This is a genomic window from Clostridium ihumii AP5 (assembly GCF_000612845.1).
Taxonomy (GTDB): domain Bacteria; phylum Bacillota; class Clostridia; order Clostridiales; family Clostridiaceae; genus Clostridium_J; species Clostridium_J ihumii.
The window spans coordinates 159,689-182,043 of sequence record NZ_CCAT010000085.1; the positions used below are offsets into that span (position 1 = coordinate 159,689).

Here is a 22,355-nt window from a genome sequence, read left to right on the forward strand (position 1 = left end):
CCTTCTCCTACTTATCTGATTTTTCTCTATTTCTAACCTTATTAAGTACTTCATCAAAGTTTTTATTCATTTTTACTATTTTACTTTTATTTGGAAATTCCCTTGGAACTACAACTATCCCAGGCCTTATTTTACCTTTAACTACTTCATTTATACTTATTATATCCTTGCCTCTTTTTATCTCCATAGACAACTTTTCTGGAACTTCTTCCATAAATTTAAAAATGTGTTCATCTGTGTACATTTTTATATCATTTATCATAAGTATTATATCTCTAGATTTCAAACCTATCTTTTCTCCAAATGAATTTTTAGCTACATCCAGTATCATTATACCTTCACTATCACTAACATATATAGGTTCGTCATTAACTTCCTTTTTCCTTTGTATATTAAGCATTCCTTCATGCATTGTAGGCATAAGAATCAATAAAATTACCTGCATTATAACACCTAAATGTGCTAATGGAGATATTAATATCAATATTAATCCATAAAATAATATATATATACCTGAAGATAATGCTTTCTTTTCTTTTGTTTTTGTAAATGTAGCAGCATTATAACCTATAACAGAATAAATAGGTAATGCGGATATAGCTAATGTTTCAAATAGAGTCTTATTTTGAGCATGATTAAGTATAGGCCACCATTCTGGAGTTTTAATTATAGTTCCAGTAACATCACTTGATGCTGCTATAACCATTAGTAAAACTATAGGTGTTGCCCAAAATCTTTTTAATATAAATCCACCTACTATTTGATTATTTCTATTTCCAAATACAGGTATAGCTCCTCTTTTGCCATCAATTATAACCAATATACCTTCAACAAAATGCATAACACCTACAAGTGCTAATAAATTCATTATATCTATATCAAATATATTAATTATATCTCCACTAGCTTCCTTAATAACAAATGATACAACTATAGAAATAATCCCATATACTGCTGATGAATACGATAGACATATAAATCTAGGATTTAACATCATAAGTATTATAGAAATCCAAAATATAATATATATATTTGATGTAGCATTAAATGTTATTCCTAAAAAACTTATCATTATACTTGCTAATATTCCACCAAATATACCCATTACTATTTGCGATATAGTAAGTTCAAATGCGGATATATTTTTTTCTCCAATTATCATATATTCAACTCTTGAACTCTTTTTATTTTTTACATAAAATATAAATCCCAACACAATTAGAATTGTGCAATATGTTGGATCTACTAATGCATATGAAACTTTACTTAAAGTATTTTTTAGTAATTCCAAAACCGAGTTCCCCCTTAACCATTACTTATTTTTTTAATCTATAAATATTTTATTACAAATCTTTCAAACAAGATACTTTAAAAATAATTATTTATTAATATTTATTATTATAACAATATTAATAACTATTTATCTACATTTTAAAAATAACTAGTTATCATATATTTATAATAACTAGTTATCTTTTTTATATTCTATTTTATTTTTTCTCTTGCAACTTCTAATGCTTTTTTAAATTGTGGATCTTTTTCTCTACTATATGGTTGTTCCCTTAAATTATCTGGGTATTTAACTTCCACATCTGGACTTATTCCAACTCCATGTATATTTTTCCCATTTGGTGTAAAATATTTTGAAATTGTTATCTTTAATGCAGTACCATCTCCAAATCCATCTTGTGGTCTATAGAACGTAGTTTGAACTACTCCCTTACCAAAGCTAGTTTCACCTACCAATGTTGCATATCCATAGTCCTGAAGTGATCCCATAAATATTTCAGACGCACTTGCACTATTTCCATCAATAAGTATAGTTACTGGAAGGCCTATACTATCTCCACCAACAGATTCATAATCTTTTTTCTTTCCATCTTTATCCTCTGTATAAACTATATTTTCGCCCTTTGGAACAAATTGCGATGCCATTTCTACTGTTTGATCTAAAAGCCCACCTGGATTTTCTCTTAAATCAACTATTAAACTTTCCATTCCTGAATCTTTTAAACTCTTTATTGCTTCTTTAAAATGTTTAGAAGTATTTTCATCAAACATTGAAACTTGTATATATCCAATTTTGTCTTCTATCATTTCATTTTTAACTGTTACCATTTCAATTTTTTCTCTTTTTAAATCAAATGATAATTCATCATTATCTCTACTTACTATAAGCTTTACTGCTCCGCCTTCTTCACCTTTCATTATTGAAGTTGCTTTATCCATATCTTTACTTGAAACAACCTCATCATTTACTGATATAATTTCATCACCAGCTAAAATTCCTGCTTTTTTTGCTGGTGAATTTTCAAATGTTGAAACTATAACTATCTTATCATTTTTAGCTCCTATTTGTATTCCTAATCCAACATAATTTCCTTCTGTTTGTGTTGTGAACTCTGTAAATTGTGCCTTATCCATATAACTTGTATATGGGTCTTTTAATGAAGCTGCCATCCCCTTTGCTGCACCAGTTATAAGATCTTCTTCATTTACAGTTCCCATGTAACATTCATCTATCTTATCTTTGACAGTATATAATTTTTCAAAAGCTAATATATTTTCAAATGTCTTTTGACTAACTATAACTTTTCCATTTGGAAGTCTTACTGATATCATACTTACTACAAATGCCGTTATAATATTAGTAAGTATTAAAAGAAGTACTGTATATGTAACAGATTTTCTTTTTACAGTTGTCTTTAGGCTATCTCTTTTTAAATAGTCATTTCCATTTTTTTCATCATTCATTGCTATTCACCTCTTAAATTCCTACATTAATAAAATTGCTTAATATATCCAATTCCGTAGTTACTTTAAATAATTATAACACTATTTAAATAAAAACTTAATCTTACTTTTTTATTTATCATTTTATAATGAAAGCAACTCTATTTTCTTTATTATTATATGTATCCATACACCGATTTTATTATCCATTATAAAAAATACTTTACAAAACTCTTCTGCAAAAACAAATAGAGATTGTCTTTTGGACAACCTCTATCTATGTGAAAAATCATTTCTATTTTAATTAAACTTTTAAGAATTTTCTCATTGAAATTATACTTCCTAATGAACCTATAAACATTCCACCAAGAATAAATTCCCATGATAAAGTTTTTAATATATACATATTGCTTACAAAATTAAATCCCATAAGATATTCTTGGAAGCAATTTTGTCCCCATATATATCCAAGATAAACTAATAATAAAGATATAAGTGATCCTAGAATTCCCAAAATCATACCTTCTATTACAAACGGCCATCTTATAAACCAATCAGTAGCTCCAACATATTTCATTATTCCTATTTCTCTTTTTCTAGAAAATACAGTTATTTTTATTGTATTTCCTATTAAGAATACTGAAACAAGTATAAATATAATTGATGCTCCTATACCAGCCATAGTAACTGCATCTGTTATTTTTGTAACCTTATCAATTATCTCTCTAGCATCTTTAATTTTTTCAATTCCCTTTACATCTTTAATTGCTTCAACTACATTATCTATAGCTTTAGGATCTTTAACTCTAACAATATATGATACTGGTAACGGATTTTTCTTGTCAAATCCTGCTGTAATACTTCCAGTATCGTCACCTAATTGGTCTTTTAAATTTTCTAAAGCCTGCTCTTTACTTTCTAATTTAACATTTAAAACTCCTTCTGTATCTTTAAGAGTTTTTTCAAGTTTAGCTTTTTCTTCGCTAGTTATATCATCTTTCAAGTATATTCTTGCTTCAACTTTAGAACCAACATCATTAACAGCTTTATTTACATTTACCAATGTTAATGCTACTATACCAAGTATAAAGAATGTAGCTGCAACAGTTGCTACTGAGGCAATACTTAAGGTTTTATTTCTTTTTATACTTTTAAATGCATCTTTGAAAAAATATTTAATTGAATCAAATTTCATAACCGTATTTACCCCTTTCTTCGTCTCTTGCTACAGTTCCTTTTTCTATAGCTATAACTCTCTTTTTCATAGAGTCAACAATATCTTTGGCATGCGTAGCCATAACTACAGTTGTTCCAGCCCTATTAATATCACTTATAATATCCATTATTTCTAATGAAGTTTCTGGATCTAAATTACCAGTTGGCTCATCTGCAATTAAAAGGCTTGGACTATTTACAATTGCTCTTGCTATTGATATTCTTTGTTGCTCTCCACCTGATAACTCATTAGGAAATGATTTATATTTCTTAGATAATCCAACCATTGATAATACAACAGGTACTTTCTTATGTATTTCTTTTTCTGTCGCACCTGTAACTCTTAATGCAAATGCTACATTTTCATAAACATTCAATGTAGGTATTAATCTGAAGTCTTGAAATACAACTCCTATTTTTCTTCTATAAAAAGGAACCTCTTTATTTGTTAATTTTGTTAAATCTGTCCCCTCTACAATTACATTTCCTGCTGTTGGATTTACTTCTTTTAACAACATTTTTATAAATGTAGACTTTCCAGCCCCACTTGGACCTACTAAAAACACAAACTCACCTTTATTTATTTCTATATTTAAATTCGATAACGCCAAAACGTTGTTATTATATACCTTCGTAACATTCTTAAATTCTATCATTTTCTTATATTCACACTCCATTCCTTTCCTTTTAAAATAAAACCTAACTTATACTTTTTCATTTCTTAATTATAGCATAATTTTTTGTCTTATTCTTATATAATAATAAAAAAAATCGTTAATTATAGGGTAAATATAAAAAAGTTAATGGATTTTGTACTATAAATACCCATTAACTTTAAAATTTGCTCTACATATTCAGAAGATTTACTAATATTACATCTAATGACAATGAATATATTAATGTAAAAAAACATATACTTCCTATTGCCAATATTATATTAAACTTTTCATAATAAATTCTCCATTGTTTTTCTGAATCTAATGGTCTCATTACTATTGGTTTTGCAAATCCAACAGCTGTAAGAAATAATCCTACACAAGACACTATCATTCCTATCAACATAGAATATCTTAATATTTGGAATGCCCATATATACGAAAAACTTAAAAACTGTACTCCATACCCCCATATAAAATCACTTTTGTATTGATAATTATTTGAAATAGTGTATATAGTGGCAATTATAAAAGCTCCTACTATTACAAGTGCATATATAATTAATGATATTTTAAAGCTTTGAAGTATATCGCCAATTATCATTTTAGTTTTAGATCTTCCACTTATGTATTGATTATTTTCAGATGATTTCATTTCATAATTCATATATCTTCCACTTATTATCTATTTTATAATTAGATAATACTCCTTTCCTAAAAGTTTTTAAATTTACATATTATATTATTTCTTAATTATAAATAAATATGATAAAAGTTCTATATATTTATAACTATTAATAAAAATTTCATATATGAACAAACTATTTTTTAATAATTTTATCATACATTCTTACAAATGTCATTATTTTCTGTAAATTGAAATTAATCAACTTTATTTTTATTCTTATTCCTATTTTTATGTTAAAATATTACTAATATTACGTTTTTAGAAAGGATTGATTATTATTAAACACAATTTTGATTTAATATTAGGAGTACTCTTTGTTATTTACTTTTTAACACTAACTATCTTTCTCGGTAAAATAGCCTTTAGTTCATTCTTTTTAATCACAGGAATATTTCTAATAGTTTTTCATTATTCTAAACCTTACTTTTATAGCATAAATACTATTTCTAGCCTAATTAAATTTGCTAAACCTTTTCTAATAATTTTTCTTATAGTTTTTATTGTTTTAGAAGGATTTATTATTTATTTCTCAACTTTAAAGGATACAACTACTTCAGATTACATTGTAATTTTAGGTGCGGGTCTTAAAAATGATAAGCCATCTTTAACACTTAAAAGACGCCTTGATGCCGTTATCCAATTAACTAAAACTTCTAATGAAAGTTCTAAAATTATCCTTTCTGGTGGACAAGGTCCTGATGAAGGTATTTCAGAAGCTGAAGCTATGAAAATTTATTTACTTAATAATGGTATTTCATCAAATAAAATTATTTTAGAAAATAAATCAACTAACACTTTTGAAAACTTTAAATTTTCTAGAAATATGATACAAAAAGATTCTAATATGAACTTTAGTGATATAAAAATTAAAATAATCACTAGTAACTTTCATGCTTTTAGAAGTAGTATTTTAGCTAACCGTAATGGCTATAATAATGTTACATTTTATAATAGCCCTACCCCATTAATATTAGAACCAAATTTCTTTACTAGGGAATTTTTTGCTACTTTTAAATCAATAATATTTGATAAATAAGAAAACTATACTATAGGGAAACAAGCTCGAATTCAAAACTATTTTTTAGCTGTAAATATATTGCTTTCAAAAGAAATACTTACTATAAAATGATTCCGAGCTAGTCTCACTCTTAAGGGTATCCAAGTTTTGGAACTAATAATTATGAAGATGAACTTGGAACCCTATATTTCAAGTCATAATATATTTTTGAAATAGTATAGTTTTCTTATATTTATTTTTATATTCTCTCAATTTTTTGTTACATATCTATTATTCACATTATATATATATTATTTTAATCAGTATTTAATATGTAGAATCTATACTATAAATTAAATAAACTATTTCAAATAGTTGTTAACCTATTAATTTGAAACTCCTATACATTTAAAAATTTTGCAAATTATTTTTTCTTAAATTTTTTGATCACTAACAATATAATACTTTAGATCGGAATCTCCGCTCTAATAATTTATGATACTTAAAATAACTTTACTATAATATTTTATCTTTAATTGTTAATGTTTAATTTTCATATAAATTCTCAACTAAAATATAATTAACTTATTTTTTTAATTTCTATTATGAATAAAGTAATCTACATAAATTAATTTTATATATATAGTTGGGAGTGATTTTTTTGAATGGTCAATCATTATTTCTATCTGTAATTGCATTAATTTATGCAATTTATTTTATTATTGTTGGGGTAAATATACTAAAAACTAAAACTTATATTTCTCATATTACTTCTACAGAATTAATTGTATTGTTTTTTATACTTTTAGTAATGCCTTGGAATAAGAATACAATTTTTGTAGGCTTATGTGCCCTTATCTTCTTCTTGTTTTATTTATTTTTTACACGAAAAAAATATACAAAATTATTTATATATAATATTGATACTAATAACCTAAAAAAAATATTTGATAAAACTTTACTAACAAACAACTTAATATCTAATTCTATCTCTTTGTACTCTTATGAAATTAATCCCATTACACATACCTATACTGATATAATAAAAATTAAGAATTGTAAACATCTAAACAATCACAAACAAATTTTAGTAGACTTTGAAAATAATATTTATACTGAAAATTCATTTGAAGACACTTATATAGGTAAAGTAATGATTTTTTTAGGTATACTATTTATTCTTTTAATTGGATTTTTCTTTATAAAAACTATATAGATTTTAATATAATAAAAGACTTTATGATTAGCAGTAACTAACCATAAAGTCTTAACTTTTTACATTAACTTAAATTTACTTTATTTCTAAACCTTTTTTAACAGCTTTAACTATATCTTCTGATGTTAATCCATATGCTTTTAATAAGTCTGCTGGTTTTCCACTTTCTCCGAAAGTATCTTTTACACCAACTCTTAATACTGGAACTGGATAATTTGCTGTTACAGTTTCAGCTACAGCTGATCCTAATCCACCAATTATATTGTGTTCTTCTGCTGTAACTATTAATCCTGTTTTTCTAGCAGCATTTACTATAGCTTCTTCATCTATTGGTTTTATTGTATGTATATTAAGTACAGTAGCTTTTATTCCTTCTTCACTTAATGTATTTGCTGCTTCTAAAGCTGCATCAACCATTATTCCTGTAGCAATTATACAAACATCTTTTCCTTCTCTTAGGTTAACTGCTTTTCCAATTTCAAATTTATAATCTGAATTTGTGTTTATTTCTGGAACACCACTTCTACCAAGTCTCACATAACATGGTCCATTATATTTTATTATAGCTTCTATTGCTGCTTCTGTTTCTATAGCATCACTTGGGCTTATAACTACCATATTAGGAATACTTCTCATAAGTGATATATCTTCTATTGCTTGGTGTGATGCACCATCTTCACCTACTGTTAATCCAGCGTGTGTTGCACATACTTTTACATTTAATTTAGGATAACATATAGAGTTTCTTATTTGTTCAAATCCTCTACCTGCTGCAAACATTGCAAATGTACTTACAAATGGAATTTTTCCACAACTTGCAAGTCCTGCTGCTACAGACATCATATTTCCTTCTGCTATTCCCATATTTAAAAATCTATCTTCACATACTTTTTTAAATTCTGCAGTTTTTGTAGATTTAGATAAATCTGCATCTAAAACTACTATATTTTTATTTTCTTGACCCATTCTTGCAAGTGATTTTCCGTATGCTTCTCTTGTTGCTATTTTTGCCATTATTTTTCCCCTCCTATTTCCTTTAATGCTATTTCGCATTGTTCTTTACTAGGAGCTGATCCATGCCATCCAGCTTGATTCTCCATAAATGACACACCTTTGCCTTTAATAGTTTTACATACTATCATAGTAGGTTTACCTTTAAAATTCTTAGCCTTTTCAACAGCTTCTTTTATAGCTGCTAAATCGTGACCATCTTCTAATGATATAACATTCCATCCAAAAGCAACAAATTTATCTGCTATTGGATTCGGATTCATAACTTTAGATATATCTCCGTCAATTTGTAAGCCATTATAATCAACAAATGCTGTTAAATTATCTAATTTGTAATGAGCAGCACACATTGATGCTTCCCATACTTGACCCTCTTCAAGTTCTCCATCACCTAAAAGTGTATAAACTCTATAGTCTTTATTATCTAATTTTCCTGCTAATGCCATACCTACAGCAGTTGATATTCCTTGGCCTAATGAACCTGTTGACATATCAACACCTGGCACATAATTCATATTTGGATGTCCTTGTAGTATAGAACCTATTTTTCTTAATTTCATAAGTTCTGACTTATCAAAAAAGCCCATTTCAGCTAATGTAGCATACAATACTGGTGCTGCATGACCCTTTGAAAGTACAAATCTATCTCTATCAGGATCATTTGGTTTACTTGGATCAACGTTCATTTCATTGAAATATAACGTAGTTAAAATTTCAACAGATGATAATGATCCACCTGGGTGTCCTGATGCTGATTCTGTTAACATTGTAACAATATCTTTTCTTATTTCTTTAGTTATTTCTTGTAATTGGTCTAGTGTCTTTTCCATATAACCAGTACCTCCTAGATTATCTTCTATAAATATTATAACAATTTTCTATCTTTTAACAATGTATTTTTATCTTAAGTTTTTTACTTATCCATATTAAAACTATAAAAGAACCTGTTAAGGTTCTTTTATTATATGTGTATATTAAACTCTTTATTAAATTAAACTGTCTTTTTATGCTTTAAATCTAAGCTAAGCATCAAAGATGTATTGACCTTTTCCATATCTTCTTTTGTCATATGACCTATCTTTTCTTTTAATCTTCTCTTATCTAAAGTTCTTATTTGTTCTAAAAGAACTACTGAATCTTTATTTAGTCCATACTCTTCTGATGATATTTCCACATGTGTTGGCAACTTAGCCTTATTTATTTGAGACGTTATAGCAGCTACAATAACTGTAGGGCTATATCTATTTCCTATATCATTTTGAATGATTATAACAGGCCTAACGCCTCCTTGTTCTGATCCCACAACTGGACTTAAATCTGCATAAAATATATCTCCTCTTTTCACAACAGTTGTCATTAGGCAATTCACACTCCTAAAGCTTTGATTCATATTTTATGAAATCACAAACATCTTGTTCTAATCCCAATTCGGATATTTCTAAATTTAATTCCGCCATTTCTAAATATCCATTTTTCATATTTTCTATAAATTCTATTGGAAGTTCTTCCTCTATATATAATATTATAGAGTTATCCAAAGTTTCCTTACTTTCACTATAATCTTTAGTCAAAGTATCACTTATATTCATTAACATTGACTTAGAAATATCTGCATGCAACTTCTTTGAATCTGACATGGAACATCACTACCTCCTATATAACTAATAACAACCATTTATGTACCGTTTTAATTATAATTGAATTAATGTCATGATGTCAAAGAAATTATTGGTTTTTTCTACTTTCTACAACAGTTTTTTACTTTATCTGACAATGCATTAGTTACACATAATTTCTAACCTTAATTACTTTTCCACCTTTTGTATAAACCCTCGGAACTCTCTTATTAATTGCACAAATTACTTCATAGTTAATAGTTCCTAGGCTTTCTGCTATATCATCAGCATTAAATTTATTACCTTGGTTGTCTTCACCTAATAGTATAACCTCATTTCCAATTTTTACACCCTCAATATCAGTTATATCTATCATACATTGGTCCATACATATGGTTCCAACTATCGGTGCAAACTTTCCATTAATAATAACTTTTCCTTTTCCAAAAAGTAATCTTGTATATCCATCTGCATATCCTACTGGTAATGTAGCTATAATGCTTTCCCTCTCTGTAGTAAACCGTCTTCCATAACTTATATGCTCTCCTGCCTTTAAAGTCTTTATATGAACTATATTAGACTTAACTGACATAACTGGCCTTAAATTCAATTTACCCTTTAAAACTTCATTTGACGGATAATATCCATATTGGATAATTCCAGGTCTAACATAATCGAAATGAGTCTTAGGCAAATCTATAATTGCAGCACTATTTCCTATATGTCTATTATTTATTTTCACATCATTTTCTATTAACCTTTTATAAAAATCCTCATAACACATCAATTGTTTAAGTGTATATTCTTTACAGCTTTCATCAGCTGAAGAAAAATGTGAAAATAAACCTTCAATTTCTATATTTGGTAGTTGATTTATTTTTGATATTTCATTTAAACTAGTTTCATTTGGTAAGAATCCTATCCTTCCCATGCCTGTATCTATCCCTATATGAATCTTAGCTATTTTATTTTTCTTTCTTGCCATATTGGATAACTCTTTTGCAAACTCATAATTTATAACAGTTTGCTCAATATTATATTTTAAAAGTGTATCTATCAAGTTTGGTGGTGTAAAACCTAATATCATTATAGGTGCATCTATCCCTGATCTCCTCAATTCTACTGCTTCACTAATTACTGCTACTGCTAATCTATCTGCTCCATTTTCTAAAAGCACTGGTGCTACATCTACTGCTCCATGTCCATAAGCATCAGCTTTTACAACTGCAATAATTCCCTTACTTTGTGAAGCTCTTCTTATTTCTTTCATATTGTGAGCTAATTTATCTAAATCTATTTCTGCCCACACTGGTCTTAAATGTCTAAACATTTTTTCCACCTCTCCATAAAATTAACTATTTATAATGTTATATAATACAACTTGATACCCAATATGTAACCATATTTATTTAATTTCAAAATTTTCAATTTTTTCTTTATTTAAAAATTTTTTGTAGTTACATCTAATTCTAATTGTCCCCTTTTCATCTAATATATGATATTGATTTGGTATTCCACTTTCACTATCAATATACATTATTCCTCTGTATATGTTTTTATTATATCCCGGAAGCAATAAATCAATAGCTAAATATTCCTTATTATCTAATTCCTTATTAGATATTACGACTTGACTGCTACTATCTAAAAATTCGCAAAACTTTTCAACCCCTAATTGATTTAATATTTCATCAAAATTCTCTGGCAAATCGTATTTTTTCATATTTGCTTTATCATTGACATGTATACTATCCTTATCATATGTAAATATTCTATTTTCCCCTAGATTTATCTCTTTACCTATATTTTTTAAATACTTTTGTTTTCCTGAATATTTAAGATTTTGTCTTCCATTTAATACTTCTAGTTCTATATCTGTTTCATATCCCTTCATATTTTTTAAACTATCAATAATCTTAGTTTCATTAGCTTTGCTCAAATCTTTATTATTGCTATGCCTCCAAGTTATTAGTACAGTAAAAAAAAATGCAACTATGCAAATAACTATTACTACTGACCTTTTTATTTTATTACTCACAAATTACTCCCCCTAAATTCAATAATACACTACTATATCTATTAAGAATAATTTGCTACTATAACTTTTTTATTAATTTTTTATATTTTTTTCTAAAAACATTTTTATACCATAAGGCAAAAAATCAATTAAATGAGTTGCATTAACACAAAACATATCTTTTGATAAAACATCTCCACAAAATCCATGTATATAAGCTGACATGAATGTAGCTTTTAACGGATCATATCCTTGAGCTATGAATGATGCTATAATTCCAGTTAATGTATCACCCATTCCACCAGATGCCATAGCACTGTTTCCAGTAGTATTTATATATACCGACTTTCCATCTGTAATTATAGTATTATGATCTTTTAATAGGACTATTACATTATTTAACTCTGCAAATTCCCTAGCAACTTTTATTTTATCATTTTTTATTTCTTCTATAGACAATCCAGTTAATCTTGACATTTCTCCCATATGTGGAGTCAGTACAATTTGATTGTTTTTTGATTCTAACAATTCTAAATTTTGTTGTAATACATTTATTCCATCTGCATCAATTACAATTGGACATTCACTTTTTGTTATAATCTCTTTTAATATATTATAAGTCAACTTACTATTTCCCATTCCAGGTCCTATAGCTATAACATTGCTTTTAGTTACGATATTATTAATTTTATCTGTTTCTTCAAAATTTATTGTCATAGCCTCATTTAACTTTATGCTCATGATGCCTTGCAATTCTCTATGTGTACATAATGTAACTAATCCTGCACCACTTCTAACACATGCTTCTGTTACTAAATATGCTGCACCACTATACCCTCTTGATCCTGCTATCACTAGTACTCTACCATAATCACCTTTGTACCCATCTGATTTTCTTTTTTCAAAACATGATAATATAAAATCGTCATTCAACTTATAAGGTTTAACACAAATACTATGTAAATTAGATACTATAGATTTTTTAAAATCTTGAAATCCTCCATTCATTTTATTCCACCTCCAAAATGGCATATGCTATTGCATTATCATTGCTATGAGATATACTTATATGAATTTTGTAATTTCCATCTTTGCCTACAATTTTCTTAGCATTTTCACTCAAAATAACAATAGGTTTTCCTAATTCGTCATTTATTATTGTTAAATCTCTAAAACTAAATCCCCTAAATCCAGTACCTAAAGCTTTCGATATAGCTTCTTTGGCGGCAAACCTTCCTGCTATTTGTTCTATTCTAAGTTTCTTATTCTTGAAAAATTCTAATTCTTCTTCACTAAATGTTTTTTCTAAAAAACTCTTAGTTCTATTTACTGCTTTTTCAATTCTATGTATCTCTACTATATCAACTCCAATACCAGATATCACTTAACCACCTCACTTAACACATAACACACTAAAAATTTCTCTATACTTATTTATGTTATTTTAACTAAGAAATTTCTAAAATCACCCCTTATTATCAATTTTTTACTTTAAACTTTTTATTTATATATTATCATAAAATTTATTATTATAATAGGTTTTACACAAGTCATATTGCAATTTCAGATTATTTTAAATAAATTTTAGTAAAAATATATTCATAATTTTAAAAATTTTTACTTATTAATAAGAGTAAAATTAGAACTACTCTATTTTACTCTTATTATAAAAATTATTATTTTATTAATGAAACATAAAGTCCATATTTTATAATTTATAAACCATTTTTAAATAACTACACTATAATTGATTATTGAGTATTCTCTAATTTATATCATTAAAATCTGATATATACCCTTCAATGCATTCTTCTATAACATCAACTAAATGTATTGGAGATACTGTATTATTTTTCAAAAACTTAACTAACTCTGTAACTCTTTCCTTTTTAGGACTTATATACTTTATAAAATCCTTACATGTTGAAATAACTTGTCCATTAACAATATCTTTTCTTTCTACTTCTACTCCATATGCCTTTGATTTAACTATCCGTTGATTTAACTCAGATGAATAATCGCTTTCTAATAACTTGTAAATATATTCATAAGTTACATTTTCATTCTCCATCATATTTTTTATACTTTCAACTACAACCACTAGTATAACCCCCTCAAACTAACACATTTTTTATGCCTTGATTCTATCACTTTATAAAAAAAAAATATGTCAGTTAATGTTTAACGAGTTTTTATTTTCTCGCTTCATTTTGACATATTAATATTAGTATTGCTAAATATGATATTTTTGATATAATATTTAATTGATTTAGTCTCTAATTTTTATATTTTTTTGTCGAATTTTTAAGTTTTTTGCTAAAACTTTTTGCTTATATTTCTTAACCTTTTTGTAAAATGCTTAACCACCTTTTTGTAACTTCTTTTTTACAATCCTCATTTTTATATCTTTATAATTTTTTTTAAAGTCATATAGATTTTCATTATTAATCTCATGATTTGAAAATTTTGCCTCATTGTAAATCTCTGTAAACTTATCAATTTTTGTTTCTTCACTAACTTTTATCTCATATATATTTTTAAGTTGAGTTGGTGTCATATAACTTTTAAATATTCCTATTTTCTTTGTATCATTCTCAAATTTCATATAATTGTACAAAATTTCTTCCTTAACATTAAATTTATTTCTAAATATATTTTTTATATATTTTTTGCTTATCTTCTCTTTGCTCATAGTGTTGTATAGTTTTTCTGAATACTCTTCATATGTTTTTTCATCATCTTTAACAATAAACTGTTCAACAATTTTTTTAATTGATATATATATACAATATAATAATATTATAGTAATTATTATTTTTATTATAGGTTCTAGTATTTCATAATTTATTGATAGATTATTTGTAGTGCTTTTTACCTTAGTAGTTTCTAGTTTACTTTTTGATTTTATCTCTGTGAGATTATTATGTGTACTTAGAAATTTTAATATACCTTCTAATGGAACCTTCAGCAAACTTATTGATGCTTGAGCAATAATATTCAATAATTTAGAAATTAATTTAATTACTCCTTTTATTACATTTATCATAAAATTATTCATAGTTAGCATTATTGCTAATATAATCATTGATATGTTATAGTATTTTGCTCTCTTATTAAAAATACTATTATCATATCTCATGGTTTCCCTCAAATTAATAATGAATAAAGCAAAATATAATACATATGCTCTCATATTATAAGCTAACACACCATTCCCTGTTAAATATGAAAACATCGTAGTAAGCAATAATGATGCAAACCCTAAAATTCCTAATATATTCTTACATTCTATATAGCATCTATATTCTCCTAACTTATATAAATTAAATAGTATACAAAAGTTTGAAAATATTATTGATGGTATAAACATAATTTCATAATCTAAAAAATAAATTAATAAACTTGTGATTATTAAACCTATGAAAATTACACCTTTATTGTTTGCTTTTTCTAATAAAAACGATATTATTACCATCATCAAAATACAAATTGATATTAAATTATAACTTAAAACAGTTTTAGAAACTACACTTGAAAAACAATTTATTATTGTAAAAAAAATAACTATCAAAGTTGATGAATATAATAATTTTACTTCTTTAAGCCAACTCATATTTTCATCCCCTTAAAACATATTTTTTCTATTCCCTTTATATTTTTTACATCTCCATTCTTAGATGTATCTACTATTTTTAAATTTATTCCACCCTTACTTTTTTCCTTTAATAATTGTAAACTTTCATCATCTAAATAAGAAGTTATTATTATATAAGTACAACTTCTTTCAAAATTATTAGCTCGCATCTTAATATAATCAGTAAAACTATATAACATTCCATAGTGAATTCTTGCACATAATTCTAATATCCTTTTGTAGTTATTAGCCATTGGCCTAAGTTCTTGTTGAAATTCATTTTCATTAGATATTATTCTTGCATTTGTCCAAAAACCTGTTGATATTCCCTCACCTATAGACTTTACTGCTAATGATGCAGCTATTTTTATTCCATTTTCAATAGATTCCTCATCTATATTTTGCCAATGATTTTTATTACATTGAATATTAAAAATTATTACTAACTCACTTTCAGCAGTAAAATCATAATCTTTAACCATTAACTTACTCATCTTCAAGCTAGATTTCCAATGTATATCCTTCATTCTATCCTCTACACCATATTCTCTTATTCCTCTAACATATAAATCATCCTTCTGTATCCAACGTCTTACTGTATTATCTCCGCTAAAATTAGTTACATCAAAATTAATATTACTTAATGGAATAACCTTAGGGTATACTAAAAGCTCTATTAATTCCTTAAATTCCCTTGTTTCTGTATTCATTGCAAAAACATCTGATATTTCAACCGTTAAATCTTTTATTAAATAAGCGCCTCTTTTAGCCTTTATTTTATAAGTTCTAACTTTTCTTGAACGTCCACCAACTCTATATTTACTTACATGAGTAACTCTACCTTCATCACATAATTTTACTTCCTCACCTTCATACTCTATGCCTTGTGTCATATACTCTCTTAAAATTAAAAAAGCTATTGGAAATCTTTTTTTATTTTCTATAATAGTTGATATCTTGCAAGTTTCTCCTTCTAAAATTCTATTATTATCAATCTCTCTACGTATAATTAAATTATTAAAACCTATAGTTCTTGTTATATATGCTACTAATAAAAATAATAAAATTATTAAATAAAACAAAATGTATGTTGAAATCATATATATCAACTCCTAAATTTTTTCTATTGGAGTATCTACTGAACTTAATATCTTATTTATTACTTTTATTTCTCTATTTTTTTCAATATTAACTTCATTTCTAAGTACTATTCTATGCGCTATTATATCTATAGCTAATTCTTTAACATCTTCAGCTATAACATAATCTCTTCCATTGATAGCTGCATAAGCTTGAGATGCTTTCATTAAATTTAATGTGGCTCTAGGACTACATCCTAGTTCAATTTCTTGATGCTTTCTTGTTGCCGCTATTATGTTTAATATATATTCTTTAATTTCATTACTAACATATACATCACTATAATTTTCTTGAACATATTGTATTTCTTCCATGCTTATCACAGATTCTAATTCTTCTAATGGATCTTTCTTATTAAATAAATCCATTATATTTTTTTCCTCACTATAAGTCGGATATCCTAATGATATTTTCATGAAAAATCTATCAAGTTGTGCTTCTGGCAATGGAAATGTTCCAAATTGTTCTACTGGATTTTGTGTTGCTATTACAAAAAATGGTTTTTCCAACTTTACTGTGTTTCCTTCAACTGTAATTTGCCTTTCTTCCATACACTCTAATAATGCTGATTGTGTTCTTGGGGTTGCTCTATTTATTTCATCTGCTAATACAATTTGACTTAAAAGTGGACCTTGTCTAAATTCAAATTCTTCTTTTTTTTGATTATAAAAATATATGCCTGTTAAATCTGATGGTAATAAATCTGGAGTGAATTGTATTCTCTTAAAAGTGCAATCTAATGTTTTAGCTAAGCTTTTTGATAATTTTGTTTTACCAAGTCCTGGAACATCCTCTAAAAGTACATGACCTGATGTTATAAATGCAACTATTATTTTTTCAATCTTATCATCTTTACCAATTATAACTTTTCCAATATTTTGAATCATTTTTTCCTTAAATTCTTTAAATTTTTCTACTTTCATTTCAAATCCCCCCTCTAAATTTAAACCTCTATTATTAACTCAACTTAAACTTTTTGAATGTTTTTAACTTTTAACATTCTTTTTTTTAACTTTTCTTTATATTATACACAAAAAGTTAAAATTAGTAAATATTACAATCATGTCGCATTTACATATTTATTTCATACACTTTTTCGTTTTATTAATTATATTTAAATAAAAAGATTCGTGCATATACACGAACCTTTTTATCCTATTTCTGTATCAGTCTTTTTATAACTCATAAATTGAAATTCATCTGCTATAACTTCAGAGATGTATTTCTTTTGGCCTTCATTATTTTCAAATACTCTCGTTTGTAATCTGCCAGTAACACTTACAACACTACTTTTGTCTAAGTATTCACAAACAATCTCAGCTTTTTTACCCCATAAAATTACCGGAATAAAATCAACTTGTTTTTCTCCTGTTGCAGTTTTATACGGTCTATCTACTGCTAACATTATTCTAGTAAAGACTTTAGTGTTTCCATCTAATGATTTGAGCTCTGGTTTCTTTGTTATTCTTCCTACTAAAACAATTCTATTCATATAAATTACCTCCACTTAATAATCAAGCACTAAATTCACCTTATATTAAATTCTTATATTTTCTAAAATTCTATCCAATAAACTTATTTTTAAACTTATTTTAAAAATAAAAGCTATATTTAACAATACTTTTGAATTTAATTTTAAATTAAATTTACCACTTTATTAAGTGAATCTCATTTTTTATTAATTGTATATATCAGAAAATTCTATTTTTATTTTTTCTACACTGCTATTTTTATTTGTACCAATAAATTTATAATTTATATGTGGATTATCTTTCTTTGATAATCTATTTGGCATACTTATAGTAAATTCACTACCTTCTCCTACTTTGCTTTTAACAGATATTTTTCCTCCGTGTGCATCTACTAAAGACTTAACTAATGATAATCCTATTCCACTACCTTCATGTGGTCTTGTAAATAATGGTGTACTTTGGACAAATCGTTCAAAAATTTTCTCCTGCATATCTTCTGGAATTCCTATACCATTATCTTTAACAGATATATCTATAAAATCACCATTATCATAGATATTTACCCATATAGTGCCATTTTCTTTGGAACATTTAATTGCATTTGACAAAAGGTTAAGCATTATTCTTTCCATGTTTTCCCTGTCAACACCTATAGTTTTTTCCTCTATTTCTGTATCAAATATCAAATTTAAATTTTTACTTTCAATATAATCTACTGTTGAAAGAGTTATATCTTCTATAATTTTTACTATATCATAATTTCCAAAATCCATTTTTAAATATCCAACATCTATTCTGCTTATATCAATTAAATTATTTATAAGTCTTAAAAGTCTATAACAATTTTGTGTCATTACTCCTAAATACCTTTTTGAATCACCTATGCTACATTCTTCTTTTTCTTTAAGTTCCAAAAGTTGAACTACACTAAGTATTATATTTAATGGTGTTTTCAATTCATGTGAAATATTAGCTATAAATTCAGTTTTTAATTTATCATATTTTAATGCTTGCTTTAACTTAAATTTATCTCTCTCTGCATTTTTTCTTTCTGTTATATCACATAAAACAATTATAGATGACAAATGATTTTCAAATAGAAATGGTGATGCTCCAATTTCTATTTCTATTTCTTTTCCATCTTTTCTTGTTAATGTAACCTCTCTAAATTTAACCTCTGATAAACTATTTTCACCGATTCTATTCATTTCATTTATTGTATCTTTATCCTTTATTGAATCATTTATTTTTTTTCCTATTAAAGCATTTATACTTGTTTCCCCTAATATATTTACTAAATTATCATTTGCAAAAGTTATTTTTCCTTTAGTTAATATTCCTACTCCATAAGGAAGAAATTTTATAAGTTTTTTATAGTATTCTTCATTTTTTCTTAATGCTTCTTCCATTTCAACCCTTGTACTTATATCTTTGGCTATAAAAACACTAAATTCTTCATCTGAATCAAAAAATGACATAAAACATATATCAGCATAAATTTCTCTTCCCTTATATGTTTTAAGTTTTACTTGCGAAACAGGCAATGTACTATAATAATGTCCTTCATTTTCTAAAATATCACTATAATAACTTCTCTTTTTAGTTTTAAAATTTAATACCTCATAAAAATCCTTTCCTATAACCTCTCGTGAATTCCCTATTTCTAATAATTGTTCTGCTGATTTGTTTAAAAACACAATCTTTCTATCCTTCTTTATTATTAATATATTGGGTGAGTATATTAGTGTTTTTCTTAATATTTGATTTTTGTCTATAATGTTTTTTTTGTCTTCACTAGTATTCTCATATGAATTTTGTTCTATCATTTTTAATCGTAGCAATATACTATCCGTATTATCAAATTTTATTTTATTTAAATAAATATCAACATCATCATTTAATCTTAATCGTTTTATAAAACTTGAATTTTTTTGATTGATGTCTTCATCTAATAAACATTTTTCTATTTTTCTATTCAACTCTTTATCAAATTCACTATAATCATTAAATGTATTTTTTTTAATTAATTCATCATAAAAGTTCTTAAAAGATTTATTGCTATATATTATTTCTGAATTTTTTTTCAAAATAACTATTGAATCGTCCAAATCATCAAAAAAATTCAAATCTTCTTGATTTAAAATCATATAATCTCCCCCACTTTTTACCTTAAGTATAAAATCCCAAATAGCAATTCCAAATTTTTATTTAATTTATAATTTTGGAATCATCTTTGAGTGGAGAGTCATTATACAAGCTAATAAATTCATTCTGTAAATTGATAAAATATAAAACTTACTTTTCCATCAAATTTTAACTCTCCAACGCTCAATTAACTTAAATTTATAGGTTTCCAAGTTTGAATCAAAAATAATAACTTTATCAAATGACAATAACTATATTTCAATTAATTCTATTATTATGTTTATACCAATTAACAGTTAGCAATTAACAATGATGTTTAATATTATTCACTTTATTCTTAATCTTCATCAATAGAAATAACTAAAAATTAAATTTTTATATTATGTTTAAATAATTGATTAAAAAACTTACCCTTCACTTCTATCCTTCATTGTCAATTGTTTATCGTTTAATTATTAATTTTTGTACACTTTTTTTAAACATCTCTTTCTCAATTGAAATAAGAAAAATTTCATTTTTCAACTTGTTTCCCTATATAAAATTCTATATTCCTTTAATATAACCTTTATTTAAAAATAATTTTTAAAATAAAATCCCTTTCAAAATATATTCTACTATATAGAAGTAATTATTTTCAAAATTTTTTATTTTTAATAATAAATATTCTTCAATTTAGACATATTATAAATATACTACTTTGTACGTTATAAAAGTTTAATTCTAACTTTCATATTTTATTCTATAGTTTTATATAAATATATAAAGTGTCAAATTATTATTAATCTATGAGGTACTAATTATGAAAAAAAATAAAAAAATTTTATTTCTTTCTTCTTTTATCATTATACTAATCTTAATTCCGCTATTCATATACTCATATAATATATTGAATAAAGTAAATACTGAAGATTTTACTAATGATACTGATGAACTCGGTATATCAAATTCTAAAATGAATTCAAATGGTGAAAATAATAAACCTTCTAATAATGAAATAACTAATATTGCCTTATTTGGAATAGATAATCGTTCTACTAATGATAAAGGTCGTTCAGACGCCATATTAGTAGTTAGTATTAATACTATTGATAACGAATTAAAACTGATTTCTATAATGAGAGATAGTTATGTAAATATAGATGGCTATGGATATGATAAACTAAATCATGCCTATGCATATGGTGGTCCACTACTAGCAGTAAAAACTATAAATCAAACCTTTGAATTAGATATTAAAGATTATGTCACTGTAAATTTTGAATCAGTTATTGATATAATAGACTACTTTGGTGGAATAACAATTGATATTAATGAAGATGAAATGGAACTAATAAATAAATATCAATACGAAGCTTCAGCTATTACTGGGAAACCTGTTCAAACCTTAAACTCTTTTGGCAAAATAAATCTGACTGGTATGCAGGCCCTTTCTTATAGTAGAATAAGAGATCTTGGAAATGGAGATTTTGAACGTACTAGTCGCCAAAGAAAAGTTTGCGAACTTTTAGCAGAAAAAATAAAAAATATGGAAGTTACTCAAATACCTAGTACAATTTCTAAAATAGCACCAATGTTTTCAACTAGCCTAACAAAAAAAGAAATGATAAATATAGGATACTCGGCTCTTAACACTGTATCAAATTTAGATCAAGAAAGGTTTCCTGTAGATGGTTATTGTGATAGAAAAATTGTGGATGACATATGGTATTTAAGTTTTGATGAAACTGAAACTGCTAATCAAATTCATAAATATATATACGAAGACATTAAACCACTTGAAAAAGACCCCTTATTCTAAAAAAATAAATCTACAAC

Annotated in this window: 21 protein-coding genes; 2 read left to right on the plus strand and 19 right to left on the minus strand. The window is 25.8% G+C overall.

Translation table 11 applies throughout. The features are described from left to right. Nucleotides 1-7 precede the first annotated feature (7 nt). The 5 genes from BN346_RS18725 to BN346_RS18745 form a co-directional block, all read right to left on the minus strand. Nucleotides 8-1,291, minus strand: coding sequence for a PDZ domain-containing protein (locus BN346_RS18725; RefSeq protein ID WP_040330589.1), 1,284 nt, complete (start codon nucleotides 1,289-1,291; stop codon nucleotides 8-10). Between the two features lie 194 nt (nucleotides 1,292-1,485). Beyond that, nucleotides 1,486-2,754 (minus strand): S41 family peptidase, encoded by a 1,269-nt coding sequence (locus tag BN346_RS18730; protein WP_040330590.1) that lies wholly within the window; start codon nucleotides 2,752-2,754, stop codon nucleotides 1,486-1,488. Nucleotides 2,755-3,037: 283 nt separating this feature from the next. Continuing rightward, nucleotides 3,038-3,928, minus strand: coding sequence for a permease-like cell division protein FtsX (ftsX, locus tag BN346_RS18735; RefSeq protein ID WP_040330591.1), 891 nt, complete (start codon nucleotides 3,926-3,928; stop codon nucleotides 3,038-3,040). Further along, entirely contained in the window at nucleotides 3,918-4,604 is a 687-nt protein-coding gene (gene ftsE, locus BN346_RS18740; RefSeq protein ID WP_040330682.1) for a cell division ATP-binding protein FtsE, read from the minus strand. Before ftsE ends, ftsX begins: the two co-directional genes overlap by 11 nt. Nucleotides 4,605-4,794: 190 nt before the next feature. Beyond that, nucleotides 4,795-5,271: a hypothetical protein gene (locus BN346_RS18745; protein WP_040330592.1), complete on the minus strand. Its 477-nt coding sequence runs from the start codon at nucleotides 5,269-5,271 to the stop codon at nucleotides 4,795-4,797. Between the two features lie 289 nt (nucleotides 5,272-5,560). Between BN346_RS18745 and BN346_RS18750 the strand changes: the two genes are divergently transcribed. After that, nucleotides 5,561-6,328, plus strand: coding sequence for a YdcF family protein (locus BN346_RS18750; RefSeq protein WP_051540519.1), 768 nt, complete (start codon nucleotides 5,561-5,563; stop codon nucleotides 6,326-6,328). Nucleotides 6,329-7,580: 1,252 nt separating this feature from the next. On the opposite strand, the gene BN346_RS18760 is transcribed toward BN346_RS18750, so the two are convergent. The 14 genes from BN346_RS18760 to BN346_RS20740 form a co-directional block, all read right to left on the minus strand. Continuing rightward, nucleotides 7,581-8,522, minus strand: a complete 942-nt coding sequence (locus BN346_RS18760) for a transketolase family protein (protein ID WP_101541726.1) — start codon at nucleotides 8,520-8,522, stop codon at nucleotides 7,581-7,583. Then, nucleotides 8,519-9,346 carry a transketolase gene (locus BN346_RS18765; RefSeq protein WP_040330595.1) on the minus strand — a complete coding sequence of 276 codons (828 nt, stop codon included), beginning with the start codon at nucleotides 9,344-9,346 and terminating at the stop codon, nucleotides 8,519-8,521. Before BN346_RS18765 ends, BN346_RS18760 begins: the two co-directional genes overlap by 4 nt. 161 nt (nucleotides 9,347-9,507) lie before the next feature. Further along, nucleotides 9,508-9,873, minus strand: a complete 366-nt coding sequence (locus BN346_RS18770) for a type II toxin-antitoxin system PemK/MazF family toxin (RefSeq protein WP_040330597.1) — start codon at nucleotides 9,871-9,873, stop codon at nucleotides 9,508-9,510. 16 nt (nucleotides 9,874-9,889) lie between these two features. Continuing rightward, nucleotides 9,890-10,153 (minus strand): hypothetical protein, encoded by a 264-nt coding sequence (locus tag BN346_RS18775; RefSeq protein ID WP_040330598.1) that lies wholly within the window; start codon nucleotides 10,151-10,153, stop codon nucleotides 9,890-9,892. A gap of 145 nt (nucleotides 10,154-10,298) precedes the next feature. Next, nucleotides 10,299-11,462, minus strand: a complete 1,164-nt coding sequence (gene alr, locus BN346_RS18780; RefSeq protein WP_040330600.1) for an alanine racemase — start codon at nucleotides 11,460-11,462, stop codon at nucleotides 10,299-10,301. Between the two features lie 75 nt (nucleotides 11,463-11,537). Further along, nucleotides 11,538-12,170 carry a germination lipoprotein GerS-related protein gene (locus BN346_RS18785; protein ID WP_040330601.1) on the minus strand — a complete coding sequence of 211 codons (633 nt, stop codon included), beginning with the start codon at nucleotides 12,168-12,170 and terminating at the stop codon, nucleotides 11,538-11,540. A 72-nt stretch (nucleotides 12,171-12,242) separates the two neighbouring features. Beyond that, the gene (locus BN346_RS18790; RefSeq protein WP_051540520.1) at nucleotides 12,243-13,157 is read right to left on the minus strand and encodes an NAD(P)H-hydrate dehydratase; all 915 of its coding nucleotides are present in this window, start codon (nucleotides 13,155-13,157) and stop codon (nucleotides 12,243-12,245) included. 1 nt (nucleotide 13,158) lies between these two features. Then, on the minus strand, nucleotides 13,159-13,533 hold the full coding sequence (acpS, locus tag BN346_RS18795) for a holo-ACP synthase (protein WP_040330602.1): 375 nt from the start codon (nucleotides 13,531-13,533) through the stop codon (nucleotides 13,159-13,161). 381 nt (nucleotides 13,534-13,914) lie between these two features. Then, the gene (locus tag BN346_RS18800; RefSeq protein WP_040330603.1) at nucleotides 13,915-14,250 is read right to left on the minus strand and encodes a DUF6514 family protein; all 336 of its coding nucleotides are present in this window, start codon (nucleotides 14,248-14,250) and stop codon (nucleotides 13,915-13,917) included. A 258-nt stretch (nucleotides 14,251-14,508) separates the two neighbouring features. Next, a complete protein-coding gene (locus BN346_RS18805) occupies nucleotides 14,509-15,762 on the minus strand; it encodes a hypothetical protein (RefSeq protein WP_040330604.1) in 1,254 nt (417 codons plus the stop codon). After that, nucleotides 15,759-16,883 carry a DUF58 domain-containing protein gene (locus BN346_RS18810; RefSeq protein WP_040330605.1) on the minus strand — a complete coding sequence of 375 codons (1,125 nt, stop codon included), beginning with the start codon at nucleotides 16,881-16,883 and terminating at the stop codon, nucleotides 15,759-15,761. Before BN346_RS18810 ends, BN346_RS18805 begins: the two co-directional genes overlap by 4 nt. A 12-nt stretch (nucleotides 16,884-16,895) precedes the next feature. Further along, entirely contained in the window at nucleotides 16,896-17,846 is a 951-nt protein-coding gene (locus tag BN346_RS18815) for an AAA family ATPase (protein WP_040330606.1), read from the minus strand. 227 nt (nucleotides 17,847-18,073) lie between these two features. Then, complete coding sequence (locus tag BN346_RS18820; protein ID WP_040330607.1) at nucleotides 18,074-18,415, minus strand: single-stranded DNA-binding protein; 342 nt, start codon at nucleotides 18,413-18,415, stop codon at nucleotides 18,074-18,076. A gap of 186 nt (nucleotides 18,416-18,601) precedes the next feature. Then, nucleotides 18,602-20,542 carry a sensor histidine kinase gene (locus tag BN346_RS20740; RefSeq protein WP_051540521.1) on the minus strand — a complete coding sequence of 647 codons (1,941 nt, stop codon included), beginning with the start codon at nucleotides 20,540-20,542 and terminating at the stop codon, nucleotides 18,602-18,604. A gap of 884 nt (nucleotides 20,543-21,426) precedes the next feature. On the opposite strand from BN346_RS20740, the gene BN346_RS18830 reads away from it, so the two are divergent. Next, nucleotides 21,427-22,338, plus strand: a complete 912-nt coding sequence (locus BN346_RS18830) for an LCP family protein (RefSeq protein WP_158644518.1) — start codon at nucleotides 21,427-21,429, stop codon at nucleotides 22,336-22,338. The last annotated feature ends 17 nt before the right edge of the window (nucleotides 22,339-22,355 follow it).

Bases quoted from the DNA above. Each gene is read 5' to 3' on its own strand.
- BN346_RS18730 (WP_040330590.1), bottom strand. From the start codon at position 2,754: ATGAATGATGAAAAAAATGGAAATGACTATTTAAAAAGAGATAGCCTA.
- ftsX (WP_040330591.1), bottom strand. From the start codon at position 3,928: ATGAAATTTGATTCAATTAAATATTTTTTCAAAGATGCATTTAAAAGT.
- ftsE (WP_040330682.1), bottom strand. From the start codon at position 4,604: ATGATAGAATTTAAGAATGTTACGAAGGTATATAATAACAACGTTTTG.
- BN346_RS18745 (WP_040330592.1), bottom strand. From the start codon at position 5,271: ATGAATTATGAAATGAAATCATCTGAAAATAATCAATACATAAGTGGA.
- BN346_RS18765 (WP_040330595.1), bottom strand. From the start codon at position 9,346: ATGGAAAAGACACTAGACCAATTACAAGAAATAACTAAAGAAATAAGA.
- BN346_RS18770 (WP_040330597.1), bottom strand. From the start codon at position 9,873: ATGACAACTGTTGTGAAAAGAGGAGATATATTTTATGCAGATTTAAGT.
- BN346_RS18775 (WP_040330598.1), bottom strand. From the start codon at position 10,153: ATGTCAGATTCAAAGAAGTTGCATGCAGATATTTCTAAGTCAATGTTA.
- alr (WP_040330600.1), bottom strand. From the start codon at position 11,462: ATGTTTAGACATTTAAGACCAGTGTGGGCAGAAATAGATTTAGATAAA.
- BN346_RS18790 (WP_051540520.1), bottom strand. From the start codon at position 13,157: ATGAATGGAGGATTTCAAGATTTTAAAAAATCTATAGTATCTAATTTA.
- BN346_RS18805 (WP_040330604.1), bottom strand. From the start codon at position 15,762: ATGAGTTGGCTTAAAGAAGTAAAATTATTATATTCATCAACTTTGATA.
- BN346_RS18810 (WP_040330605.1), bottom strand. From the start codon at position 16,883: ATGATTTCAACATACATTTTGTTTTATTTAATAATTTTATTATTTTTA.
- BN346_RS18815 (WP_040330606.1), bottom strand. From the start codon at position 17,846: ATGAAAGTAGAAAAATTTAAAGAATTTAAGGAAAAAATGATTCAAAAT.
- BN346_RS18820 (WP_040330607.1), bottom strand. From the start codon at position 18,415: ATGAATAGAATTGTTTTAGTAGGAAGAATAACAAAGAAACCAGAGCTC.
- BN346_RS20740 (WP_051540521.1), bottom strand. From the start codon at position 20,542: ATGATTTTAAATCAAGAAGATTTGAATTTTTTTGATGATTTGGACGAT.